At 72.6% G+C, this 20773-nt stretch carries 23 protein-coding genes; 13 read left to right on the top strand and 10 right to left on the bottom strand.

Translation table 11 applies throughout. The features are described from left to right. Together HHX37_RS14500 and HHX37_RS14505 are read right to left on the bottom strand one after the other, a co-directional pair. Positions 1-267, bottom strand: a complete 267-nt coding sequence (locus tag HHX37_RS14500; RefSeq protein ID WP_138462006.1) for a DUF6504 family protein — start codon at positions 265-267, stop codon at positions 1-3. A gap of 189 nt (positions 268-456) precedes the next feature. After that, complete coding sequence (locus HHX37_RS14505; protein ID WP_182885729.1) at positions 457-1671, bottom strand: hypothetical protein; 1215 nt, start codon at positions 1669-1671, stop codon at positions 457-459. A 114-nt stretch (positions 1672-1785) separates the two neighbouring features. On the opposite strand from HHX37_RS14505, the gene HHX37_RS14510 reads away from it, so the two are divergent. From HHX37_RS14510 to HHX37_RS14520, 3 genes are all read left to right on the top strand, one after another. Continuing rightward, positions 1786-2706 (top strand): alpha/beta fold hydrolase, encoded by a 921-nt coding sequence (locus tag HHX37_RS14510; RefSeq protein WP_182885730.1) that lies wholly within the window; start codon positions 1786-1788, stop codon positions 2704-2706. A gap of 9 nt (positions 2707-2715) precedes the next feature. Further along, positions 2716-3336, top strand: a complete 621-nt coding sequence (locus tag HHX37_RS14515) for a TetR/AcrR family transcriptional regulator (RefSeq protein ID WP_182885731.1) — start codon at positions 2716-2718, stop codon at positions 3334-3336. A gap of 80 nt (positions 3337-3416) precedes the next feature. Next, positions 3417-3959, top strand: a complete 543-nt coding sequence (locus HHX37_RS14520; RefSeq protein WP_182885732.1) for a DUF6461 domain-containing protein — start codon at positions 3417-3419, stop codon at positions 3957-3959. A gap of 188 nt (positions 3960-4147) precedes the next feature. Here HHX37_RS14520 and HHX37_RS14525 read toward each other — a convergent pair whose 3' ends face one another. Further along, on the bottom strand, positions 4148-4597 hold the full coding sequence (locus tag HHX37_RS14525; protein WP_182885970.1) for a GNAT family N-acetyltransferase: 450 nt from the start codon (positions 4595-4597) through the stop codon (positions 4148-4150). A gap of 6 nt (positions 4598-4603) precedes the next feature. Further along, a complete protein-coding gene (locus HHX37_RS14530; RefSeq protein WP_182885733.1) occupies positions 4604-5179 on the bottom strand; it encodes a TetR/AcrR family transcriptional regulator in 576 nt (191 codons plus the stop codon). Between the two features lie 93 nt (positions 5180-5272). Between HHX37_RS14530 and HHX37_RS14535 the strand changes: the two genes are divergently transcribed. Both HHX37_RS14535 and HHX37_RS14540 read left to right on the top strand, forming a co-directional pair. Next, positions 5273-6166 (top strand): alpha/beta fold hydrolase, encoded by an 894-nt coding sequence (locus HHX37_RS14535; RefSeq protein ID WP_182885734.1) that lies wholly within the window; start codon positions 5273-5275, stop codon positions 6164-6166. Then, positions 6163-7050: an alpha/beta hydrolase family esterase gene (locus tag HHX37_RS14540; RefSeq protein ID WP_220502883.1), complete on the top strand. Its 888-nt coding sequence runs from the start codon at positions 6163-6165 to the stop codon at positions 7048-7050. Before HHX37_RS14535 ends, HHX37_RS14540 begins: the two co-directional genes overlap by 4 nt. 52 nt (positions 7051-7102) lie before the next feature. Here HHX37_RS14540 and HHX37_RS14545 read toward each other — a convergent pair whose 3' ends face one another. Next, a complete protein-coding gene (locus HHX37_RS14545) occupies positions 7103-7444 on the bottom strand; it encodes an ArsR/SmtB family transcription factor (protein ID WP_182881593.1) in 342 nt (113 codons plus the stop codon). An 86-nt stretch (positions 7445-7530) separates the two neighbouring features. On the opposite strand from HHX37_RS14545, the gene HHX37_RS14550 reads away from it, so the two are divergent. After that, positions 7531-8784, top strand: a complete 1254-nt coding sequence (locus HHX37_RS14550) for an MFS transporter (RefSeq protein WP_220502884.1) — start codon at positions 7531-7533, stop codon at positions 8782-8784. Positions 8785-8818: 34 nt separating this feature from the next. On the opposite strand, the gene HHX37_RS14555 is transcribed toward HHX37_RS14550, so the two are convergent. Further along, positions 8819-9562 carry a GntR family transcriptional regulator gene (locus tag HHX37_RS14555; protein ID WP_182885736.1) on the bottom strand — a complete coding sequence of 248 codons (744 nt, stop codon included), beginning with the start codon at positions 9560-9562 and terminating at the stop codon, positions 8819-8821. A gap of 111 nt (positions 9563-9673) precedes the next feature. On the opposite strand from HHX37_RS14555, the gene HHX37_RS14560 reads away from it, so the two are divergent. The 7 genes from HHX37_RS14560 (at position 9674) to HHX37_RS14590 (ending at position 16479) form a co-directional block, all read left to right on the top strand. After that, complete coding sequence (locus HHX37_RS14560; RefSeq protein WP_259406461.1) at positions 9674-10825, top strand: ABC transporter substrate-binding protein; 1152 nt, start codon at positions 9674-9676, stop codon at positions 10823-10825. A 4-nt stretch (positions 10826-10829) separates the two neighbouring features. Then, a complete protein-coding gene (locus HHX37_RS14565; protein WP_182873743.1) occupies positions 10830-11666 on the top strand; it encodes an ABC transporter permease in 837 nt (278 codons plus the stop codon). Then, positions 11654-12529, top strand: a complete 876-nt coding sequence (locus tag HHX37_RS14570) for an ABC transporter permease (protein WP_220502885.1) — start codon at positions 11654-11656, stop codon at positions 12527-12529. The genes HHX37_RS14565 and HHX37_RS14570 overlap by 13 nt, the downstream gene beginning before the upstream one ends. Next, positions 12526-13611 (top strand): ABC transporter ATP-binding protein, encoded by a 1086-nt coding sequence (locus tag HHX37_RS14575; RefSeq protein WP_182885737.1) that lies wholly within the window; start codon positions 12526-12528, stop codon positions 13609-13611. The genes HHX37_RS14570 and HHX37_RS14575 overlap by 4 nt, the downstream gene beginning before the upstream one ends. After that, the gene (locus HHX37_RS14580; protein ID WP_182885738.1) at positions 13598-14266 is read left to right on the top strand and encodes an HAD family hydrolase; all 669 of its coding nucleotides are present in this window, start codon (positions 13598-13600) and stop codon (positions 14264-14266) included. The genes HHX37_RS14575 and HHX37_RS14580 overlap by 14 nt, the downstream gene beginning before the upstream one ends. A 135-nt stretch (positions 14267-14401) precedes the next feature. Continuing rightward, positions 14402-15436, top strand: coding sequence for a zinc-binding alcohol dehydrogenase family protein (locus HHX37_RS14585; protein WP_220499251.1), 1035 nt, complete (start codon positions 14402-14404; stop codon positions 15434-15436). An 83-nt stretch (positions 15437-15519) separates the two neighbouring features. Next, positions 15520-16479 (top strand): quinone oxidoreductase family protein, encoded by a 960-nt coding sequence (locus HHX37_RS14590; protein ID WP_182885739.1) that lies wholly within the window; start codon positions 15520-15522, stop codon positions 16477-16479. Positions 16480-16496: 17 nt separating this feature from the next. On the opposite strand, the gene HHX37_RS14595 is transcribed toward HHX37_RS14590, so the two are convergent. The 4 genes from HHX37_RS14595 to HHX37_RS14610 all read right to left on the bottom strand — a co-directional run bounded on the left by HHX37_RS14595 (position 16497) and on the right by HHX37_RS14610 (position 20675). Then, the gene (locus HHX37_RS14595) at positions 16497-17726 is read right to left on the bottom strand and encodes a glycosyltransferase (RefSeq protein WP_182885740.1); all 1230 of its coding nucleotides are present in this window, start codon (positions 17724-17726) and stop codon (positions 16497-16499) included. 207 nt (positions 17727-17933) lie between these two features. Next, positions 17934-18965 (bottom strand): PucR family transcriptional regulator, encoded by a 1032-nt coding sequence (locus HHX37_RS14600; RefSeq protein ID WP_310740373.1) that lies wholly within the window; start codon positions 18963-18965, stop codon positions 17934-17936. Between the two features lie 20 nt (positions 18966-18985). Then, complete coding sequence (locus HHX37_RS14605) at positions 18986-19786, bottom strand: ABC transporter permease subunit (RefSeq protein WP_182881585.1); 801 nt, start codon at positions 19784-19786, stop codon at positions 18986-18988. Further along, the gene (locus HHX37_RS14610; RefSeq protein ID WP_111700868.1) at positions 19767-20675 is read right to left on the bottom strand and encodes an ABC transporter ATP-binding protein; all 909 of its coding nucleotides are present in this window, start codon (positions 20673-20675) and stop codon (positions 19767-19769) included. The genes HHX37_RS14605 and HHX37_RS14610 overlap by 20 nt, the downstream gene beginning before the upstream one ends. Positions 20676-20773: the final 98 nt, after the last annotated feature.

Here is a 20773-nt window from a genome sequence, read left to right on the forward strand (position 1 = left end):
TCAGTCCCAGGCCCTCAGGAGGAGCCAGCCGTCGCTCGCGGTGTCGAAGCGCAGCTCATAGGTCCCCACCTCCCTGCCGGCCGCCGCCCCCACCCGCCAGAAGCGCCGCTCCCCGGGATCGGCGTCCGAGGTCTTCCACCATTCACGGGCGACCACCCAGTGATCCTGGATTTCGCGGACGGTGTAGAGCCGGTCACGCCAGACGAACTGCACAGGCTGCCCGTCCCGCACCCACACCTCGATCGGATCGCCGTAAAGTCTGCTCAAGACTCCTTCTCCCTGTGGCTTCGTGGCCACCCGGGGGAAGACGGGCGGATGATTCGGGCAGAATCGCCGCTACTTCGAACATACGTTCACAGAGGGCCGAGCGCAAGTCGACGCGGCGCCTTCGGCTGTCCGTTTCGGGAGGTGTTCGCCACACCCGCGTCTCACGCCCGAGCAGCGGTCACCGGCCGGTCATCCGGCCACCCAGATCCCGCTCCCCCGGTACGGCGGCTCCTCACGCTCGGTGCCGTCCGCCGCCACCGCCCAGACGCGGGCCGTCCCCGGCTCCCTGACGACGGACCCCACCCCGGTGTGCCCGAGCGGACCTGCCGGAAACGTCCCGTGCGTCCACTCGCCGCCCGACAGGTGACCGACCGCCGTGTTCCACTCGTTCTTCGCGTAGAACAGCCAGAACCCGCCCCGGCCGTCGGCCTCCAGCCGCAGGTGGGGGTCGAGCTCGGGCTCGGGGACCAGGCTGTAGCCCCACCGTCCGTTCTCCCGCCGGAGAAGAAGTGTGCGGCCGCAGAAGGTCACGTCCTCCTCCTCGGTGCCGCAGACCCACGCGACCCAGCCGACGGCCGCCACCCGGCCCGACTCGTCCACCGCGAGGTCCACGAGCTCGGAGAGCTGGTTCCGGTGCAGCGCGGGAACCGCGGGGAGCGGGACCGTGCTCCAGGACCAGCCGTTCCACCGGGCGACGGCCGCCCGGCCGCGGCTCGAACCGGCCACCCAGACCTCACCGCCGGGCAGGCCGTCCACGTCTTTCGCGACCAGCGGCGGCCGTGCCGTGCGCCAGGCCCTGCCGTCCCAGCGCCGCAGATCGGCTCGGGAGCCCCAGGGCCCCTCGGCTCCCCCGGCTCCGTCCAGGAAGTTGGCGTTCACGACCGCCCACACGTCGCCGGGAGCCGCCGCGTGCACCCGATCCGGTTTCCCACCCGGGCCGGGCGCCGTGGTCCACCTCCGCCCGTCCCAGCGCGCGGCGGTCGTCTCCCCGAACAGCCACACGTCGCGGTCGGAGGCGGCGGCCACGGCACGCGGCTCGGTCACCGGCGGAGCCGCGACCTCCCGCCACCGTCCGCCGTCTCCGCGCAGCAGCAGCGGCGCACTCGTCTCGGGCCCACAGGCGTGGGGCACCCGGGTGCCGGCCGCCCACACGGTCTTCTCCCGGGTGACGGCCAGGCCCATGAGGCGGTCGCGGTAGTCGTAGTACGCGCCCCGCCACTCTCCGGCCCGCCCGCCGTCTTCGCCCGGGCCGGACCGAGGCGTCGGCGAACCGGTCAGGCAGGGGGGCGACGGGCGCTCGGCGGGCGTGTCGCCCCGGGCGTCGGCCTCGTTCCAGGTCTCGAGATCGCGCGGCAGGGTCGACCCGCACGCCGCCAGCACCATCGCGGCCAGCGCCGCCGTCACGCACCTCATCCGCGTCCGCACACCCCATAGGACGCCCCCATCCGGCATCCGGTTCTGCCGAGTCCCGCGGCGTTAGGATACGACTGTATCCATTCAGAGGGGACGGGGCACGCCATGCGTACACCTGACCGGCCGTCGGCTTTCACCGGCGACTCCGCGCGTGACAGGTACCACGCCGCCTATGACCGGGTGCTCGGCGAGTTGTGGCCGGCGCCGGTGGACGCCGCCGACGTCGAGACCCGCGCCGGCCGTGTGCGGATCCTCCGGGCCGGGCCCACCACGGCAGATCCCGTGGTCCTCCTGGCCGGCGCCGGGGGAAACGCGCTGGCCTGGTACCGCTACATGGAGCCGCTGGCGCGCACGCGCCCGGTCCTCGCCGTCGATCCGCTCGGCGAGCCCGGCCGCTCGGTCCAGACGCGGCCGCTCACGACCGGAGCCGAGGTCGGCGGCTGGCTCACCGACGTCCTGGCCGCGACCGGTGCCGAGCGCGCGCATGTGGTGGGGTCCTCGTACGGCGGCTGGACCGCGATGGAACAGCAGCGTGGCGGGGGCGGCCGGGTGGCCGCGCTGACGCTGGTGGACCCGGGCGGCTTCGCGCCGTTGCCCAGGCGGTTCATCCGGTGGGCCCTTGCCGGAGCCGTCGCCTCCACGCTTCCTCGTACGTTGCGACACCGCATGGCCGGCGTGGTCGACAACGGGGTGCTGCGCGAGGATGGGCTGGTGGAGCTGATGCGGGCCGGCTGGTCCTTCCGCCGGCGTATGCCCGTCCCGCCCGCCTACACCGACGAGCAGATACGCGAGGTGTCCGTACCCGTGCAGGTGCTGCTGGGCGCCCGCAGCGCGCTGCTCGACGCGGAGGCGGTGGCCGCGCGGCTGACCGGCATCGCGCCGTCCTGGCGCGTGGAGATCGTGCCCGGTGCCGGACACGCGCTGCCCGTCGAGGCTCCGGACCTGGTCGTCGAGCGGATCCTCACCTTCCCCGGCCGAGCCCGGGCCGAGAGTTCACCACCGAAGCACAGCACGGACCGCGACTAGGAAACCGGCATGCCGAAACAGGTGGACCATGACGAGCGGCGGCGCCGGTTGACCGAGGCGCTGCTACGCATCGCCGGCACCCGCGGCCTGCAGGCCGTGTCGATGCGTGAGATCGCCGCCGAGGCCGGGGTCTCGCTACGCGTCGTCCAGTACTACTTCACGAACAAGCAGGCCCTGCTCGACTCCGGCCTCACCGAACTGGGCGCCCGCATGGACCGCCGGGTCCGGCAGCGGGCCGCCGTCGCCACGGGCGAGCTGTCCACTCGAGGTCTCTTCGCCGCCGTCCTCGGCGCGATCCTTCCCTCCGACGAGCAGAGCCGGCTGGACTCCCTGGCCTGGACCGCCTACTACACCGCCGCCCTCACCGACCCCGCGCTCGCCGCGGCCGGGCTCACGCTCCCCAACGCGCTGGAAGACTTCCTCACCACCCGGCTCACCACCGCGCAGCAGGCCGGGGAGATCACCTCCGACCGCGACCCGCGCACCGAGGTCGCCGCCCTTCTGGCGCTCGCCAACGGCCTGACCTCCAGCGTCCTCAGCCGGCAGCGCAGCCACGAGGCCGCCGCCGCGATCATCGACTACCACCTCGACCATCTCTTCGGCCCGGCGGCCGCCCCGCGGACGGCCTGAACCGCCCGGACCTCAGCTCCTCACCCGCACCGCGCAAGATCCATTAGAGTGCGGCGACCGGTCGGATCAAGGGAGGGAAGATGGGCGGTGCGACCGCAGCCGACTACGCCTGGTTGCGTGACCGATGGACCGACGGAGTCGGCACCACCACCTTGTGTATCAACTTCGTCGCCAGCCTCTCCCCCGATGAGGCCCTGCGACGGTTCGGCGTGACCCCTGACACGTCCGGCGAGTTCACCATCGCGGCGTACGAGGCCACGGGAGGCACCGTCCTCGCCGAAACCGGATGGGCAACCGGAAACGGCAGGCAGCACGACCCTTTGTCAGCGCGCACGAAGGCGGCCACCGTGCAGGTGGACATCAAGGATGCGGAGTTCACATTCGAGGTGAACAACAGGCTGATCACCACCTTCAGTCTTTTCAGTTACCGCTTCCGCGAGGGCGACGACCCCGACCGGTTCCTTGACGACGTGCGCGCACTCGATCTCTTCGATGCAAGCGGCGACCTCGTCCCAAGCGCCCTCGCCCTGGCTTCACGAGCCACCGGAGTCGGCCTTTCCAGGAATCAGTACGCCCGACCCAGCCTCACCGGCTCGACGGATCACTTGTACGGATTCTTCTGATAATTCATCGCGTCGCCTCCGGCGTGCGGCCCGCTCGGAATAGGAGGGCGCCAAGCGGCACTGGAAGCGCGGCTGGACCTTCGTTCCGATCGCGGTCTGCTTGCTCATGATGATCGCCTCACGACACGCCAAAGGCAGCATTGCCGACGTCGCCACCGTCCCATGCGTGCCACGGGTCGGATCAGGCTTTACCGTTCGCCGGTTCCTCTGGTCATGACGTACTTGCGCAGGTCCGGGTCGTGCGGATGGACTTCGTACGCGCCCGTGCGCTCGAATCCGAGCCGCCGGCACACCCGTTCGGCGGAATCGTTGCCGCAGACGACCCACAGCTCCACCTGGGAGCGCCCTGCCTCCCGGGCCCAGGCGACCACTTCCAGTGCGAGGCGCTCGGCGATCCGGCCGCCTCTGGCCTCGGGACGCACCCACATGCCGAAGAGTTCCACGGCCCCGGTCCGTTCTGTCGGGGTACGTCCCGCGGCGACACCGACCGGCACGCCGGCGTCGAACGCGGCCACCTTGACACCGTCCTCGGTCCACGTGCGCCACCGCGCCTCGTCGTAAACCCGTTCCTCTGCCAGATCCCCGTGGAAGACACCGGGCGCGTCGGCCCCCTGCTCCTCCTCGGATGATCTGGACAGGGCTGATCATGCGCGGGTGCGGAGACCTTCGAGGAGGAAGGTGAGGTAGCGGCGGGCCGTCGCCGCGCGGTCCTCGGTGCCGGTGGCCGGGTGGACGGTCGCCGCGAAGGCCACCCCGCACATCAGCGGCAGCACGTCGGCCTGGGTCACGCCCGGGTCGATCACGCCGGCCGCGTGTGCCCTTTCGAGAAGCCTCCCGAACAGTACGGCGAGCCGTTCCTTCAGGTCGCCGACATGCGGGAGGACGTTCACCGGCGCGGCGAACACCGGGGAGATCGACGCGTCGGTGATCTGGGCGTCGGCGGCCGCGAACAGGAAGTCGCGCAGCGCCGCCCAGGGGTCGCCGCCGGAGAGCGCCCGCTCGGCGTGCGCGGCCAGGGCTTCGAGCCCGGGGGTGGCGACGGTTTCGAGCAGCGCCTCCGGTGTGGGGAAGTGCCGGTAGACCGTGGCCACCCCGACCGAGGCGGCCCGCGCCACGTCGTTGAGCTGGATCGGCGTTCCCTCGTCCACGAGCCGGCGGCCCACCTCGACGATGCGTTGCCAGTTGCGGGCGGCGTCCTTGCGGAGCGGGGCGGTGGACATGCCCCCAAGCATAACCGGATGACTCATCCGGATTGTGTACAGTGAAACGGATGAGTCATCCGCTTTTGCGACCATTCCCCCTGGGAGATCTCTGTGCCTTTCACCGTGTCCGATGTTCCGCACCTGCCGGACGGCTTCACCGGCACCTTCACCAGCCGTACCGTCGACGTGGACGGGCTCGCCCTGCACGCCGTGACCGGCGGGAACGGCCCGGCGCTGCTGCTGCTCCCCGCGTGGCCGCAGTTCTGGTACGGCTGGCGCCTGGTGATGCCCGCCCTCGCCGAGCACTTCACGGTCGTCGCCGCCGACGTACGCGGGGTCGGAGCCAGCGACAAGCCCGCCACCGGCTACGACACGGCCACCCTCGCCGGGGACATGGCCGCCCTGATGACCGGCCTCGGCCATGAGCGCTTCGCCGTGGCCGGCCACGACCTCGGCATGATCGTCGGGTACGCGCTCGCCGCAGCCCATGGCGACCGGGTCACCCGGCTCGCCGTCGCGGAGGCGATCCTGCCGGGGCTCTCCCCGGTGCCGCCACTGCTGATGGAACCGGCGCTGAACGAGTACCTCTGGCACTTCGCCTTCAACCGGCTCCGGGACGTCAACGAGCGGATGGTGGCCGGGCGGGAGGAGATCTACTTCGGGCACCAGTTCGCCTCGAAGGCCGCCACGCCTGACGCGATCCCGCCGCACGCGGTGGAGGTGTACGTCGAGGCGCTGCGCGATCCGGCGGCGCTGCACGCGAGCTTCGAGTTCTACCGGGCGGGAGAGGGAGCGGCGCAGATCGCCGCGTGGGCGGCGGCCGGGCCGCTGACCATCCCGGTGCTGGCCGCGGGCGGCGAGCGGGCCTCGGGCGAGGCGGTCGAGCAGGTCATGCGGAAGGTCGCCGCCGACGTGACCGGGGTGGTCGCGCCCGGCGCGGGACACTTCCTGCCCGAGGAGGCCCCGGAGTGGACCGCCCGCACCCTCATCGGCTTCTTCGGATGAACGGGAAGGGACAGACGGTGATGCGGGACAGCGTCGAGGTGGGCGGCAGGCCGCGTACGTACACGGTGGTGGGGCCGGCGGACGGCAGGCCTTCGCGTGCTCTGGTTCTCGTCTTCCACGGGTCACGGCAGACCGGGGCGAAGCACCGGAGGTTCACCGGGAAGGCGTTCGACGCACTGGCGGACGGCGGCGCGGCGGTGGTCGTGTACCTGGACGGTCACAAGGGGAATTGGAACGACGGGCGCCGGGAGAGCCGGTTCCCGGCCCGAAAAGAGAACATCGACGACGTCGGCTTCACCCGGGCGGTGACAGAGAAGCTGGTGGCGAGCCACCGGATCGACCCGGGACGGGTGTTCGCGATCGGTTACTCCAACGGCGGGCAGATGGTGATGCGCCTGGCCCACGAGGCGCCGGAGCTGATCGCGGGGGCGGCGGTGCTCGCGGCGACGATGCCGGCGCCGGAGAACTTCCTGGTGGCGGGCGCGCCCTCCGTGCCGATGCCGGTGCTGCTGGTCCACGGCACGAAGGACCCGATCATCGGCTACGCGGGCGGCGAGCTGAGCTGGTGGGCGCGGAAGCTGTTCAAGATCGGCGGGCGGAGCCTGTCGATACCGGAGACCGCGGCCTACTTCGCGGCCCGCAACGGCATCACCGGCAGGCCGGTCAGCAGGACGCTGCCGAAGCGGGCGGGCTCGGCCGACGGGACGTCCGCCGAGCGCACGGACTACCGGCAGCAGGGCCGGCCGCCGGTGACGCTGCTCACGGTGCACGGCGGCGGGCACACCATCCCCGGCCCCCGCAGAGCGCCGGCCGTTCTCGGCAGGACCAGCCAGGACGTGAACACCGCCGACCTGGTCGCGGAGTTCTTCGAGCTGTCGCGTTAGTTCCACCCTCGCGTTCCGCGCCTCGCGGGGCCGGGCGGAGGGGCCACCTGACCTACGCGGGGCGATGTGCGGGGGCCGACGACAGGACGGCGTCCAGCAGCGCCGGGAAGCGCGCGTCGACCTCCGCCTTGCGCAGCGTGACGATCCGCTGCCGGCCGGCCGGATCGTTGCGGATCAGCCCGGCCTCGCGCAGCGTCTTCAGGTGGTGGGAGAAGGTCGACTTGGGCACGCCGGGCTCCGTCGCCTGGCACTGCGCCACCGTCAGCGGCCCCTGCGCCGCGAGCTGCCGTACGAGGTCGAGCCGGGCCGGGTCGCTGAGCGCGAACAGGACGGCGGGAAGCTCGACGTCCTTCAGCTCGGGATGCGGGAGCCGGCGCGTTGTGGCGTTGCTCACAGTTCGACCTTCTTGGAACTATCGGCGTGACGGTGTGGTTCCAACGGTTCGATAGAAATCGAACAGTAGGCAGGTTGGAGCCCACGATGACAAGTCTGCTGCACGGATCACGGTCCTCCCTCGACAGCCCGGCGCCGGAACGCCGCCGCTTTCCGGTGCTGCCGCGCGCCGCGGCCTTCTGGCTGGTGGCGGGCACCACCGCCATCCTGCTGGCCGCGTCGAGCGCGCCGAGCCCCCTCTACCCCGTGTACCAGGCCGAGTTCGGCTTCAACGCCCTCACACTGACGGCGATCTTTTCCGTCTACGTGCTGGCGCTGCTGGTCAGCCTGCTCACCGTGGGACGGCTCTCCGACTTCCTCGGCCGCCGCCCGGTACTCGCCGCGGCGCTGGTCGTCGAGGCGGCCGCGATGGCCGTCTTCCTCGGCGCGCACGGCGTCGCCGCCCTCTTCGCCGCCCGTGTCGTCCAGGGCCTGGCGACCGGCGCGGCCGTCGGCGTGGTCGGCGCGTACCTGCTCGACCTGCAGCCGGACGACGGCTCGCGGCTGGGCTCGCTCGTCAACGGCGCGGCGGCCACCGGAGGTCTCGGCCTCGGCACGATCGGGAGCGGCGTCCTGATCCAGTACGCCCCGCACCCGACCCGGCTGATCTTCGTGGTCCTGACCGCGGCGTTCGCCGTCCTCGCCGCCGCGACGGCGGTGCTTCCGGAGACGGTCACGCGGACGCCCGGCGCCGTGGCCGCGCTGCTCCCGAAGGTGTCCGTCCCCGCGCCGGCCAGGCGCGCGTTCCTGCGCGCGGCCCCCGTCCTGATCTCCACCTGGATGCTCGGCGGGCTGATCTTCTCCGTCGGGGGCTCGCTGCTCGCCACGGTCTTCGCCGAGCGCAACCACGCGGCGATCGGCGTCACGCTCGGTGCGCTCGCCGCATCCTCGGCGCTGGCGTCCGTGCTGCTCAGGCGGCACACCCCGGAGCGCATGCAGCGGGAGGGCACGCTGCTGCTCCTCCTCGGCACGATCCTGCTGGTGGTCGCCGTGGCGTCGTCCTCGCTGAGCGTCTTCGTCGCGGCCGCGGTCGTCGCCGGCGTCGGATGGGGGCCGGCCTACCTGGGCGCCTTCCGGATGGTCAGCCAGCTCGCGGCGCCGCACGAGCGGGCCGCGCTGATCTCGGCGATCTACGTGGTCAGCTACCTGGCCTTCAGCATCCCGGCTCTGGTCGCCGGGCTGGCCATCACCACGCAGGGCCTGCGGGGAACGTCGCTGGTCTACGGCGTCGTGGTCGCCCTCGTGGTCGCCGGCGCCCTCGCCTACGAGACGCGGAACCGGCGCCTCGCGGCCGCTTCGTGACGGCAGCTTCGTGACAGCAGCTTCGTGACGGCCGTCAGCCGGGCTCGCCGGCGCGGCGGCCGAGGGGGTTGGCGGCGGTGGAGTTGCGGATGCTGAAAGTGACGCTGCCGGCGCGGTAGCGGTCGTCGGACCATTCGACGGGCCGGCCCTCCTGGCTGGTGGTGGTCCGGCGCTGGCGCAACAGGGGGCTGCCGCGGCGGACGCCGAGCAGCCGGGCTTCCCCGGCCCCGGCCGCCACCGCGTCGATCAGGTGCTCGCCGTACGCGAAGACCAGGCCGACCGAGTCGTACAGCTCCTGGGTCACCGACTCGCACTCCGGGTCGAGCCTCTCGACGGCGGGGGCGATCCAGCCCGCGTAGACGGTGTGCTCGACCAGCACGGGCTCGCCGTCGAGGTGGCGCAGCCGCCGCACGTCGAGCACCTCCTCCCCCGGCTCCACCGACAGCCGTACGGCCTCGTCGGGCGCGCACGGGCGGCGGCGGGAGGACAGCACGCTCCCGCTGGCGCGGTAACCCATGGACCGCGCCCACTGGGCGAAGCTGTGCAGTTCGGTGAAGCTCTGGCTGCGCTCGCTGCCCAGCACGATGCGCCGGGCGCCCTGCCGGGATCCGACCAGCCCTTCGGCGGCAAGCAGGGCGACCGCCTGGCGTACGGTCCCCCGCGAGGCGGAGTGGCGCAGGGCCAGATCGGCCTCCGAGGGGAGCCGGCCGCCGATCGGATAATCCCCCCGCACGATGGCGTCCCGCAGGTCACCGGCGATCTGTTCATAACGGGCCATCGTGTCGAGCCCTCCCGTTCACGCGACCGACATCGATGTGCGACGTACTTGGTCTGGCTTGTTTGTACAAGTTCGCCTACGTTCGTTGCACGAACCCTATGGGAGGGACTCTTGTCCGCACGCACCGCCGGTCTCGTGGCCGCGCTCGCAATGACCACATCGGTGATCGCGGCCTGCGGGGCCGCCCCCACGACCGCCGGCGGCGCTTCGGGGTCCGGTGACTCCAAGGCCGCCTCCGCTACCTCGGCCCAGGACCTCGGCGGCCTGGACAAGCTCGTCGACGCCGCCAAGAAGGAGGGGCAGCTCAACACCATCGCGCTGCCGCCCGACTGGGCGAACTACGGCGAGATCATCAAGGCGTTCGAGGCGAAGTACGGCATCAAGGTCACCAACGACAACCCGGACGGCTCCAGCCAGGACGAGATCAACGCGGTCAAGACCCTGAAGGGCCAGGGCCGCGCCCCCGACGTGCTCGACCTCGGCAGCGCCTTCGCGCTGAGCGGCGCGCAGGAGGGCCTGTTCGCGCCGTACAAGGTGCAGAGCTGGGACAAGATCCCCGACGGGCAGAAGGAGCCCGGCGGCGCCTGGTCCTACGACTACGGCGGCTACATCTCCATCGGCTGCGACGCCAAGCGGGTCAAGACCTGCCCGGAGACGTTCGCCGACCTGCTCAAGCCCGAGTACAAGGGCAAGGTCGCGCTGAACGGCGACCCGACCAAGGCCGGCGCGGCGTTCGCCGGCGTGTACGCCGCCTCCCTGGCCAACCAGGGCTCCTTCGACGACATCCAGCCCGGCATCGACTTCTTCAAAAAGCTCAAGCAGAACGGCAACTTCACCCCCGTCGAGGCCACTCCCGCCACCGTCGAGAAGGGCGAGACCCCGATCACCATCGACTGGGACTACCTGCAGGCGAGCTACGCCAAGGAGTTCGCGTCCAAGGGCGTGGACTGGAAGATCGCCATCCCCTCCGACGGCCGGTACGCGAACTTCTACGCCCAGGCGATCAACAAGTGGGCGCCGCACCCCGCCGCCGCCCGCCTGTGGCAGGAGTTCCTCTACAGCGCCGAGGGCCAGAACCTGTGGCTGAAGGGCTACGCCCGGCCGGTGCTGCTGCCCTCCATGCAGCAGGACGGCAGCGCGGACGCGGCCCTGGTCGCCCAGCTTCCCAAGGTCGAGGGCACCCCCGCCTTCCCCACGCCGGACCAGGTCAACAAGGCCAAGGAGGTCCTGGCGAGCGGGTGGGGCGCGGCGGTCTCCGGCTGACGTCGTGGGCGACAGCCGTACGGGGTCGAAGAGCGGGTGGGCGGTCCTGCCGCTGCTGGTCTTCGTCGTCATCGTCTTCGGCGTGCCGATGCTGGTCCTCCTCGGCGGCACGTTCACCAGGGAGGGCACGCCCAGTGCCGCCAACCTCACCGAGTCGCTCCAGGGGGCGTACCTCACCTCGCTGATCGGGAGCGTGGAGATCTCGGCGCTCGTGGCGGTGCTGGGCGGGGTGCTCGGCACGTTCCTCGCCCAGGCCGTGGTGACCTCCCGGTTCCGGGCCCTGCGGGAGGGGGTGCTGACCGCCTCCGGCGTGCTGGCCAACTTCGGCGGCGTGCCGCTGGCCTTCGCCTGGATCGCCACGCTCGGCAACTCGGGCGTCGTGACCACGACCCTGGGCCTCGGCGACCACGGGTGGAGCCTGTACAACTTCTGGGGCCTCACCCTGGTCTACCTCTACTTCTCCATCCCGCTCATGGTGCTCACGGTCGTGCCCGCCCTCGACGGGCTGCGCCCGCAGTGGCGCGAGGCCGCGCAGAACAACGGCGCGAGCACCTGGCAGTTCTGGCGGTACGTCGGCGTCCCGGTGCTGACCCCGGCGCTGCTCGGCGGGGTCGTGCTGCTGTTCGGCGGCGCGTTCGCGGCCTACGCGACGGCCCAGGCCATGGTGGGCTCCAGCGTCCCGCTGGTCACCCTCAAGATCGCCGACGCCCTCACCGGCAACGTCCTCATCGGGCACGAGAACGTCGCGCTGGCCCTCAGCCTCGACATGATCGTGGTCGCGGGCCTGGTGATGGCCGTCTACCTCCCACTGCGGCGAAGGAGCGCCCGATGGCTCCGCTGACTCCCCAGGTCACCACGCCCGCCGCCCTCGAAGCGGCGCCCGGTCGCGGCGGCCGTCCGCGCCGTCCCCGGGTCTGGCGCGGCGTGGTCCTCCTCCTCGCCGCCGTGTACTTCCTCGTCCCGCTGATCGCGTCGTTCGTCTTCACGGTGAAGGTGCCGGACCAGGGCTTCTCGCTCGACGCGTACGGGGAGATCTTCTCGGCCGAGGGCTTCGCCGGGAGCCTGCTGCTGTCGCTCGGGCTCGGGGCGGCGACGATCGTGATCGTGCTGCTGCTGACGCTGCCCGCCGTCGTGGCCGTACGGCTCGGCGCGCCGCGGTGGCGGCCGGTGCTGGAGGTGGTCTGCACACTGCCGCTGGTCGTGCCCCCGATCACGTTCGTGGCCGGGATCAGCACGGTGCTGCGATGGGGGCCCGACTACCTCGCGAGCACGCCCTTCTACCAGACGATCATCGCGGTGCAGGACCCCGGCTTCCCGGTCGTGCTGGTGCTCGCCTACGTCGTGCTGGCGCTGCCGTTCGCCTACCGCTCGCTCGACGCGGGCCTCGGGGCGATCGACGTGCGCACGCTGTCGGAGGCGGCCAGGAACCTCGGCGCGTCGTGGCCCCACGTGCTGCTGCGGGTGATCATCCCCAACATGCGGTCGGCGATGGCCGGCGCGTCCTTCCTCACGCTGGCGCTGGTGCTCGGGGAGTTCACCATCGCCCGGCTGCTCTCCTTCCAGACCTTCCCCGTCTGGATCTACACGATCTCCGGCGCGCACGCCCAGGTGTCGGTGGCCGTCTCCGTGTTCAGCCTGCTGATCACCTGGCTGCTGCTGCTCGCCCTGTCGTCAGCCGGCGCACGGCAAAGGAGCGGATCATGAACGGCGCCCGGGTGGAGTTCCGCGGGCTGCGCCGGAGGTTCGGCGGCACGGTGGCGCTGGACGGGCTCGACCTGACGGTGGAGCCCGGCGAGCTGATCGCGCTGCTCGGCCCGTCCGGGTGCGGCAAGACCACCGCGCTGCGCTGCCTGGCCGGCTTCGAGCGGCCCGACGAGGGCGAGGTGCTGGTGGACGGCGCCGACATCACCCGGGTGCCGGCCAACCGCCGCGACGCCGGGATGGTCTTCCAGTCCTACTCGCTCTTCCCCAACCTCAACGCCCGCGACAACGTCGGCTTCGGCATGCGGGTGCGCAAGGCGCCGGCCGCCCGGCGGCACGCCCGCGCGCAGGAACTGCTGGAGCTGGTCGGCCTGCCCGACGTGGGCGGCCGGTATCCCCACCAGCTGTCCGGCGGCCAGCAGCAGCGGGTGGCGCTGGCCCGCGCGCTCGCGCTCGAACCCCGGGTGCTGCTGCTGGACGAGCCGCTGTCGGCGCTCGACGCCAAGGTGCGCGTCACGCTGCGCGAGGAGATCCGCCGCCTCCAGCTCTCTCTCGGCATCACGACGATCTTCGTGACGCACGACCAGGAGGAGGCGCTCTCGATGGCCGACCGGGTCGCCGTACTGCGCGACGGCCGCCTGGAGCAGGTCGCCGCCCCCGCCATCCTGTACGACCGGCCGGCGACCCCGTTCGTCGCCGAGTTCGTCGGCGCGATGAACCACCTGCCCGGCCTGTTGTCGGGCGACCGGGTGACGGTGCTCGGCCAGACGCTGCCGGTGGAGGGCCCCCGGCCCGCCGGGCCCGAGGCCGACGTGCTCGTCCGGCCCGAGGCCGTGCTGGTCACCCCCGACGGCGAAGGGGAGGGGGTGGTGACGGTCTCCTCCTTCCGCGGTTCCACCGCCCGCCTGCGGGTCCGGCTGGGCGACGGCGCCGAGGTGCTCGCCGACGTCCCCGGCCACGACTCCGCGCGCCTGGCGCCCGGCACCGCCGTACGGGTCCGCCTGGTCGAACGGCCCGTGCTCGTGTCGGCCCGTACGGAGATCGGAGTCACGGCGGCGGTCCCCGAACCCGATGTCGTCCGGTGACCATCTGGCGGCGGTGCTGTTCGACATGGACGGCACGCTCGTGGACACCGAGGGCCTGTGGTGGGACGCCTGTACGGAGGTCGCGGACGGCCTGGGCTCCCCTCTCGGGGAGGCCGACCGGGAGGCGCTGTTCGGCCTGCCGGTCGAGGACGCCGCGGCGCACGTCCTCGGCCGGGTGAACGGTGGTCCGGGGCGGAGCGCCGTCGAGGCCATGCTGACCGGCGCCTTCATCCGGCGGATCGAGGGCGGGGTGACCATGCTCCCCGGCGCGGCCGCGCTGCTGGAGGCGCTGCGCGCGGCCGGGATCCCGGCCGGGCTGGTCAGCGCGTCCCCCCGGCCGGTCGTGGACCTGGTGCTCGAGACCGTCGGCAGGCATCGCTTCCGGCTGTCGGTGGCCGCCGGAGACGGCGCCAGGAACAAGCCCGCGCCCGATCCGTACCTGGCCGCCGCCGCGCGGCTCGGGGCCGACCCGGCAGCGTGCGTGGTGATCGAGGACAGCCCGGCCGGCGTCGCCTCGGCCCGGTCGGCCGGGTGCGCCGTCATCGCGGTCGGCCCGGCGCCGCCGGACGGCGTGCCGGCCGTGCCGACGCTGGAGAGCGTCGACCTGCCGATGCTGCGCCGCCTGGTCTCGGGGCGGGTTCCTCCAGGGGCATAGGCTGCTCTCACCTCGATGGTTTCCCGACGGATACTCGTGTCCCTTGCGGGTAACCAGGCACCGGCGGATACCGTGCCGGTCACGCCGCCGGGCCGTGCGACCGGCGGAATCTCCATCATGAGCGAGGGGACAGACATGACCGAGAACCGGAACGGGACCATGCCCGCCGTCGCCTACCGGCGCAGCCTTCCCGTCGACGACCCCGAAAGCCTCCTGGACGTCGAGCTGCCGGTGCCCGAACCCGGCCCGCGCGACCTGCTGGTCCGGGTCGAGGCCGTCGCCGTGAACCCGGTGGACTACAAGGTGCGGCGGAACAGCGATCCGGGCGGCGAGCCCAAGGTGCTCGGCTGGGACGCCGCCGGCACCGTGGTCGCCGTGGGCGGCGAGGTGGAGCTGTTCGAGGCCGGCGACGAGGTCTACTACGCCGGCGCGATCGACCGGCCCGGCGCGAACTCCCTCTTCCACGTCGTCGACGAGCGCATCGTGGGGCACAAGCCCGCCACGCTCTCCTTCACCGAGGCCGCCGCGCTGCCGCTGACCTCCCTCACGGCCTGGGAGGGCCTGTTCGAACGCCTGGGCCTGCGCGGCGACGCGCTCGATCAGACCGGGACGCTGCTGGTGACCGCGGCCGCGGGCGGCGTCGGCTCCGTCGTCGTGCAGCTCGCTCGCGCCCTGACCGGGCTGACCGTGATCGGCACGGCCTCCCGGCCCGAGACGGTGGAGTTCGCCCGCCGGATGGGCGCCCACCACGTCGTGGACCACCGCGGGCCGCTGGCGAAGCAGCTGGCCGAGGTCGCGCCGGACGGCGTGACCCACGTCTTCAGCACGACCGGCACCGACCGCAACCTCGCGGCCTACGCCGAGGCGCTCACCCCCTTCGGCCGGATCGTCGCCATCGACGACCACGACTCCCTCGACATCGGCGTGCTCAAGCCGAAGAGCATCGCGTTCCACTGGGAGCTGATGTTCACCCACTCGCTGTTCCAGACCCGGGACCAGGTGAACCAGCACCGCATCCTCGACCGGGTCGCGCGGCTCGTCGACGCCGGGGTCCTCACCACCACCGCCAACCGGGACCTCGGCCCGGTGAACGCCGCCAACCTGCGCGAGGCCCACCGGATCCTCGAATCGGGCACCGCGATCGGCAAGATCACTTTGACGGGCTTCTGAGGCCCGCCGTACCGGACCGGGAACAACGGGCGGGGGCCGGCGGGTTGAGGAAGATCAGAAGAGGCCTCAGACAGGAGTTGCGCATGCGTGCCATCGTCGTCTCCGCGTACGGTGATTCCTCGGTGCTGGAGTACGCCGAGCGGCCCGACCCGGTGCCCGGCCCGGGTGAGGTGCTGATCGAGGTGGCGGCGGCCGGGGTCAACTTCATCGACGTCTACCACCGTGAGGGGCGCTACCCGCTGCCGCTCCCGCTGGTCCCCGGATCCGAGGCGGCCGGGACGGTCACGGCCGTGGGCCCGGACGTCACCGACGTCGTGCCCGGCGACCGCGTCGTCTCGGCCAGCGTGGTCGGCGCGTACGCGACGAAGGCCCTCATCCCGGCGGACAAGGTGGTCCGGCTGCCCGACGGGCTGGCCCCCGACCTCGCGGCGGCGGTGCTGCTCCAGGGGCTCACCGCGCACTACCTGACCCACTCCACGTACGCGGTCCGCACGGGTGACGACGTGCTCGTCCACGCCGCGGCGGGCGGCATGGGCCTGCTGCTGGTGCAGATGGCCAAGCTGCGCGGCGCCCGCGTGATCGGCACGGTCTCCAGCGCCGAGAAGGAGAAGCTCGCCCGGCAGGCCGGCGCCGACGACGTCATCGGCTACGAGGACTTCCCGGAGGCCGTCAGGGAGATCACCGGCTCGGGCGTGCACGTCGTCTACGACGGGGTGGGGGCCGCAACCTTCGAGGGGTCGCTCGCGTCGCTCCGCCCGCGCGGCATGATGGCGCTGTACGGCGCGGCCAGCGGGCCGGTCCCGTCCTTCGACCCCCAGCGGCTCAACGCGGGCGGTTCGCTGTTCCTCACCCGGCCCACACTCGGGCACTACACGGCCACCCGGGAGGAGTTGCTGTCCCGGGCGGACGACGTGCTCGGCTGGGTCGCCTCCGGCGCACTGAAGGTGCGCGTCTCCGAGCGCTACCCGCTGGCCGAGGCCCGCCGGGCGCACGACGACCTCGAAGGCCGCCGTACGACCGGCAAGCTGCTGCTGGTCCCCTGACCCCGGGGGGCGCTCCTCTACCGCGGCGGCGCTTCTCCGGCCGGTGTGCCGATCAGACGCCGCGCGGCGACCATGGCACCGTCGTCGCGCACCTCGCCCGCGACGGCTTCGGCCCGGTCCCGCACGCCGGGCCGGAGGACCTCGCCGAGAGCCGCCGTCAGCGACCCGGCGGTAGGCGCGGCGGGCGGGTGCGCCGCCCCGATGCCGAGATCGCCGACGCGCCGCGCCCAGTAGTGCTGGTCGTACTGCTGCGGCACGACGACCTGTGGCGCCCCGGCGAGCGCCGCGGTGGTCGTGGTGCCCGCGCCGCCGTGGTGGACGACGGCCGCGACCCGGGGAAAGAGCGCCCGCTGGTTGACCTCGCCGATCGAGAGGCAGTCGGGACCGTCGTCCTCCGGGGACAGGCCGGCCCAGCCGCGCATCACGATCACGCGGCGTCCGAGCGCGCGGGCCGCGTCGACGGCCGCCTGGGCGACGCCCTGGGGAGCCCGGATGCTGCCGAAGCCGACGCAGACGGGCGGTTCGCCGTCGTCGAGGAACTTCTCGAGTTCCGGAGGCAGCGGGCGCCGGTCCGGCAGGACCCAGGCGCCCGTCTGCACCACTTCTTGTCCGGCGGGATCGGGCCAGGGCCCGAGCGCCGGGTCGGCGGCCAGCCAGGGCCGGTCGGTGAACATGTGCCGTCGCGCGTCGGCGACCGGAGCCAGGCCCATCGAGGCCCGGTGGGAGTTCAGCGCGGCGCCGACGCTGTCGTTCCAGCGCCGCGCGTCCTCGTCCCAGAGCGCGGCGTTGCCCGCCGTTCCGTCCGGCGGCGCCTGCCCCCAGACGGGCACCGGCGCGTGGTGCGGGGACGGCAGGGTGACCGGGCAGTAGCTCGCGTAGACGTAGCCGAGCCCCATCCGCTCCGCCACCGAGTGCGCGGCGATCGACAGGGCTCCGCCCGCCACGACGACGTCGCAGCCCTCGGCCGCCGCCGGGATCGTGGCGAACTGGACGGCGACCGTGCCGTCGAGCATCCGCCGGCGCTGCTCGGGCGTGGGCGGGGCCTGAACACGAGGGGCAGCCGACGCGGTCTGCCGCAACTCGGGACCGATCGGCACGACGGGGAAGCCGAGCCCCTCGATCCACTCGCGGAAGTCGGGCGGCACGCACAGGCGCGCCTCCTGCCCGAGGTCCCGCAACGCCAGGGCCAGCGCCACCATGGGCTGGACGTCCCCGCGGGTTCCGATGGTGGACAGAAGCACGCGCATGGCACTCCCCTGTGACGACTCTGTGAGGGCATGGGTGACGGCCGAACGGCCGCACGGCAAACGCGAGCGCGTCCATGCTTACGGACGGCGTCGGGCCTGGACCGGCCCGGCTCACGGCCCCCGATTCTGCGCCGTCACCGGGGTCTTGCCGCAAGTCCCCCCATGCCCTATACGTTGAAAGTGGCGGCCCCCGGCCGTCCGCTCCGATCAGCTCAGCGGGTGGGCGGGCCACTCCAGGAGGCGGGCGCCGAGCACGGCCGTCTCCAGGGTGAAGCGCTGCGTGGGGTCGCTGGGCGAGAAGCCGGTCAGCCTCCGGATCCGCTCCAGCCGGTAGGTGATCGCCCGCGTGCTGACGCCGAGCCTGCGCGCCGCGGCGGTGTGGTTGCCCTGCGCGGCGAAGACCGCCTCCAGCGTCTCCAGCAGCGGCTCCGGCCCGCCCCGGGCGGAGGTCAGCGGGCCGAGCACGGTGGAGACCAGGTCCACGATCGCGTCCCTGTCCCGCAGCAGCACCGGGAAGACCAGCAGGTCGGCCGCCTTCAGCACCTGGGCCCGCAGGCCGAGCCGCTCGCCGAGGTCGATCGCGCCCGCCGCCTCCCGGTAGGAGGTGACGATCCCGCCCGGCCCCTGGTGCGGGCGGCCGATCCCCACCCGCCACGTCGTGAGCGCGGACCGCACGTGGTGGGTGAACTCCCCGCTCGCCGCGGTCAGCCCGGCCGGGAAGGCGCACACCAGCAGGCCGTCGCGGGCGGCGACCAGGATGTTGTGCGAGCCGAACCTGGCGACGAGCGCCTGCTCGATCTTCCCGGCCAGCGGGTCGCCCGCCTCCAGCGGCGTGCCCGGCTTGGCCACGCTCACGGCGTACGCGCCGGCCAGACGCAGGCCGAAGTGCTCGGCGCGTTCCGCGTCGGCCCGGCCCTGCAGCAGGTCGTCGATGAACAGGCGGCGCGCCTCCTCCTCCCGCCGTACGGCGGCACGCTGCGCCTCCTCGTATCCGTCGATGTAGGCGGAAATGCCCCGTCGTACGGCGCCGAAGGCGCCACCGGAGGTCATCTCGGCGGCGTGCAGGCAGGCGTCGGCGAGCACGCGCAGGGGGATGCCGCGCTCGGCGGCGAGGGCGCCGCACTCGCGCAGGTCGTCCATGTCGGCGCGGCCGGGCAGCCTGCCGGTGGCGGCCGACGCCGCCAGGACCGACAGGAACCCGCCGAGCAGGTCGGCGGGCACCCCGGTCGCCTCGCTCACGCGAGCGAGAACGCTGTCCATCAGACCCCTACGTCGCGCCGTTCGAAGGCGAGCAGCGCCGTCATGAGCAGCACGGCCGTCGCGCCCAGCAGGACAAGGTAGTCCCCGTACGGCCAGCCCTGGTAAAGGGGGCGGCCATCGAGGTAGTAGTGGACGGGCGTGAGCCAGCGCAGCCAGGCGAGGGCGTCGACGCTCCGGCCCATGGTCTCCACGATGTACCCGGCGACGCCCCAGACCCCGGCCACGGCGAGCGCGACCTGCTTGCGGCCGAACGCCGCTCCGACGCACAGGGTGAGCGTCCCGAAGAACAGCACGAGCAGGAACAGTCCCGTGTGGGCGGCGAGTATGCGGCCGAACGGCACGCCCATGCCGGCGGCGGACGAGGCCCCGGCGGCGACCACCAGCGTCACCAGCGCCACGCCGAGCAGGCCGAGCGCCAGGGCCGACCAGCGCTCCAGGAGCAGCCGCCGGCGGTCGATCGGCAGCGTCAGCGTGAGCTCCAGCGTCTTGGCCTCTTCGGGGCCGGCCAGGGCCCGGTTGCCGAGGATCACGGCGCACATGGTGAACAGCAGCGGGCCCAGCAACTGGTAGGCGATCGCCTGCAGGTAGCCGGTGCCGGTCGCGATGTCGGACAAGCCGCCCATCAGGTCCCGGAGCGCGCCGGGATACTTGGCGATCGCCTGCTTGGTGAACGTGTCGGGGTCCTTCATCATGCTCGCGTAGATCGAGATGTACATCCCGAGGAACGCGCACAGCCCGACCGTCCACCCGATGAGGGCGCGGCGGTACTCCCCCAGGGTCTTACGCACCAGCGTGGGCATGCCGGGCCTCCTCCTCGCTGTAGTAGGTCAGGAAGATCTCCTCCAGGTCCGGCTCCGCGCTGACCAGGTGGACGACCGTGTGGCGGGCCGCCGCCTTGACCAGCGCGTCGGGCCGGCCGTCGATCGTGCACCGCAGGCTCGCGCCCTGCACGGTCACGTCCCGTACGCCGGGGAGCCCTTCGAAGTCCTCCCTGGGGACCGGCGCGTCGAAGTGGAGCTCCACGTGCCGTACGGCCCGCTCGCGCAGCGCGGCGATGTCCTCGACCGCGACGAGGCGCCCGGCGCGGACGATGCCCACCCGGTCGGCGACGTGCTCCACCTCGGCGAGCACGTGCGACGACATGAGGATCGTGCGGCCCGCCGTCCGCGCCTCCCGGACCATCGCCAGGAACTCCTGCTGCACCAGCGGGTCGAGGCCGCTCGTCGGCTCGTCCAGGATGAGCAGCTCGGGCTCGTGCATGAACGCCTGGATGAGCCCGACCTTCTGCTTGTTGCCCTTGGAGAGCCGGCCCATCCTGACCGACAGGTCGGCGTCCAGCCGCTCGGCCAGGTCGTCGATCCTGCCCCGGCTCACCCCTCCGCGTACGCCCGCGAGGAACCGCAGGTAGTCGCGGGCCCGTTCCCCGCCCTCCAGCGCCAGCTCGCCGGGCAGGTAACCGATCCGGGCGCGGACCCGCGGGTCCCTGGTGCTCGCGCCGAAGACCGTGGCCCGGCCCGACGTCGGCCGGATCACGTCCAGGAGCAGCCGGATCGTCGTCGTCTTCCCGGCGCCGTTCGGGCCCAGGTAGCCGAACACCTCACCCGGACGGATGTCGAGGGTGAGATCCTCCAGGCCCCGTCTCGTACCGTAGAACTTCGTCAGTCCTTCGGTCTCCACCACTGCTGTCATGCCGCAATGGTGGACCTCCGGCCCGGCGCCGGGGTATGCCCTCTTCCGGACACCTGGCGATCTCGTCCCTTCCCGGCTTCGGCAACGACGCCGATCAG

The organism is Microbispora sp. H10885 (genome assembly GCF_014161415.1).
In the GTDB taxonomy this organism is placed as follows: Bacteria; Actinomycetota; Actinomycetes; order Streptosporangiales; family Streptosporangiaceae; genus Microbispora; species Microbispora triticiradicis.

Bases quoted from the DNA above. Each gene is read 5' to 3' on its own strand.
- HHX37_RS14610 (WP_111700868.1), bottom strand. From the start codon at position 20,675: ATGACAGCAGTGGTGGAGACCGAAGGACTGACGAAGTTCTACGGTACG.
- HHX37_RS14605 (WP_182881585.1), bottom strand. From the start codon at position 19,786: ATGCCCACGCTGGTGCGTAAGACCCTGGGGGAGTACCGCCGCGCCCTC.
- HHX37_RS14595 (WP_182885740.1), bottom strand. From the start codon at position 17,726: ATGCGCGTGCTTCTGTCCACCATCGGAACCCGCGGGGACGTCCAGCCC.
- HHX37_RS14515 (WP_182885731.1), top strand. From the start codon at position 2,716: ATGCCGAAACAGGTGGACCATGACGAGCGGCGGCGCCGGTTGACCGAG.
- HHX37_RS14590 (WP_182885739.1), top strand. From the start codon at position 15,520: ATGCGTGCCATCGTCGTCTCCGCGTACGGTGATTCCTCGGTGCTGGAG.
- HHX37_RS14520 (WP_182885732.1), top strand. From the start codon at position 3,417: ATGGGCGGTGCGACCGCAGCCGACTACGCCTGGTTGCGTGACCGATGG.
- HHX37_RS14550 (WP_220502884.1), top strand. From the start codon at position 7,531: ATGACAAGTCTGCTGCACGGATCACGGTCCTCCCTCGACAGCCCGGCG.
- HHX37_RS14555 (WP_182885736.1), bottom strand. From the start codon at position 9,562: ATGGCCCGTTATGAACAGATCGCCGGTGACCTGCGGGACGCCATCGTG.
- HHX37_RS14570 (WP_220502885.1), top strand. From the start codon at position 11,654: ATGGCTCCGCTGACTCCCCAGGTCACCACGCCCGCCGCCCTCGAAGCG.
- HHX37_RS14540 (WP_220502883.1), top strand. From the start codon at position 6,163: ATGAACGGGAAGGGACAGACGGTGATGCGGGACAGCGTCGAGGTGGGC.
- HHX37_RS14530 (WP_182885733.1), bottom strand. From the start codon at position 5,179: ATGTCCACCGCCCCGCTCCGCAAGGACGCCGCCCGCAACTGGCAACGC.
- HHX37_RS14510 (WP_182885730.1), top strand. From the start codon at position 1,786: ATGCGTACACCTGACCGGCCGTCGGCTTTCACCGGCGACTCCGCGCGT.
- HHX37_RS14575 (WP_182885737.1), top strand. From the start codon at position 12,526: ATGAACGGCGCCCGGGTGGAGTTCCGCGGGCTGCGCCGGAGGTTCGGC.
- HHX37_RS14580 (WP_182885738.1), top strand. From the start codon at position 13,598: ATGTCGTCCGGTGACCATCTGGCGGCGGTGCTGTTCGACATGGACGGC.
- HHX37_RS14585 (WP_220499251.1), top strand. From the start codon at position 14,402: ATGACCGAGAACCGGAACGGGACCATGCCCGCCGTCGCCTACCGGCGC.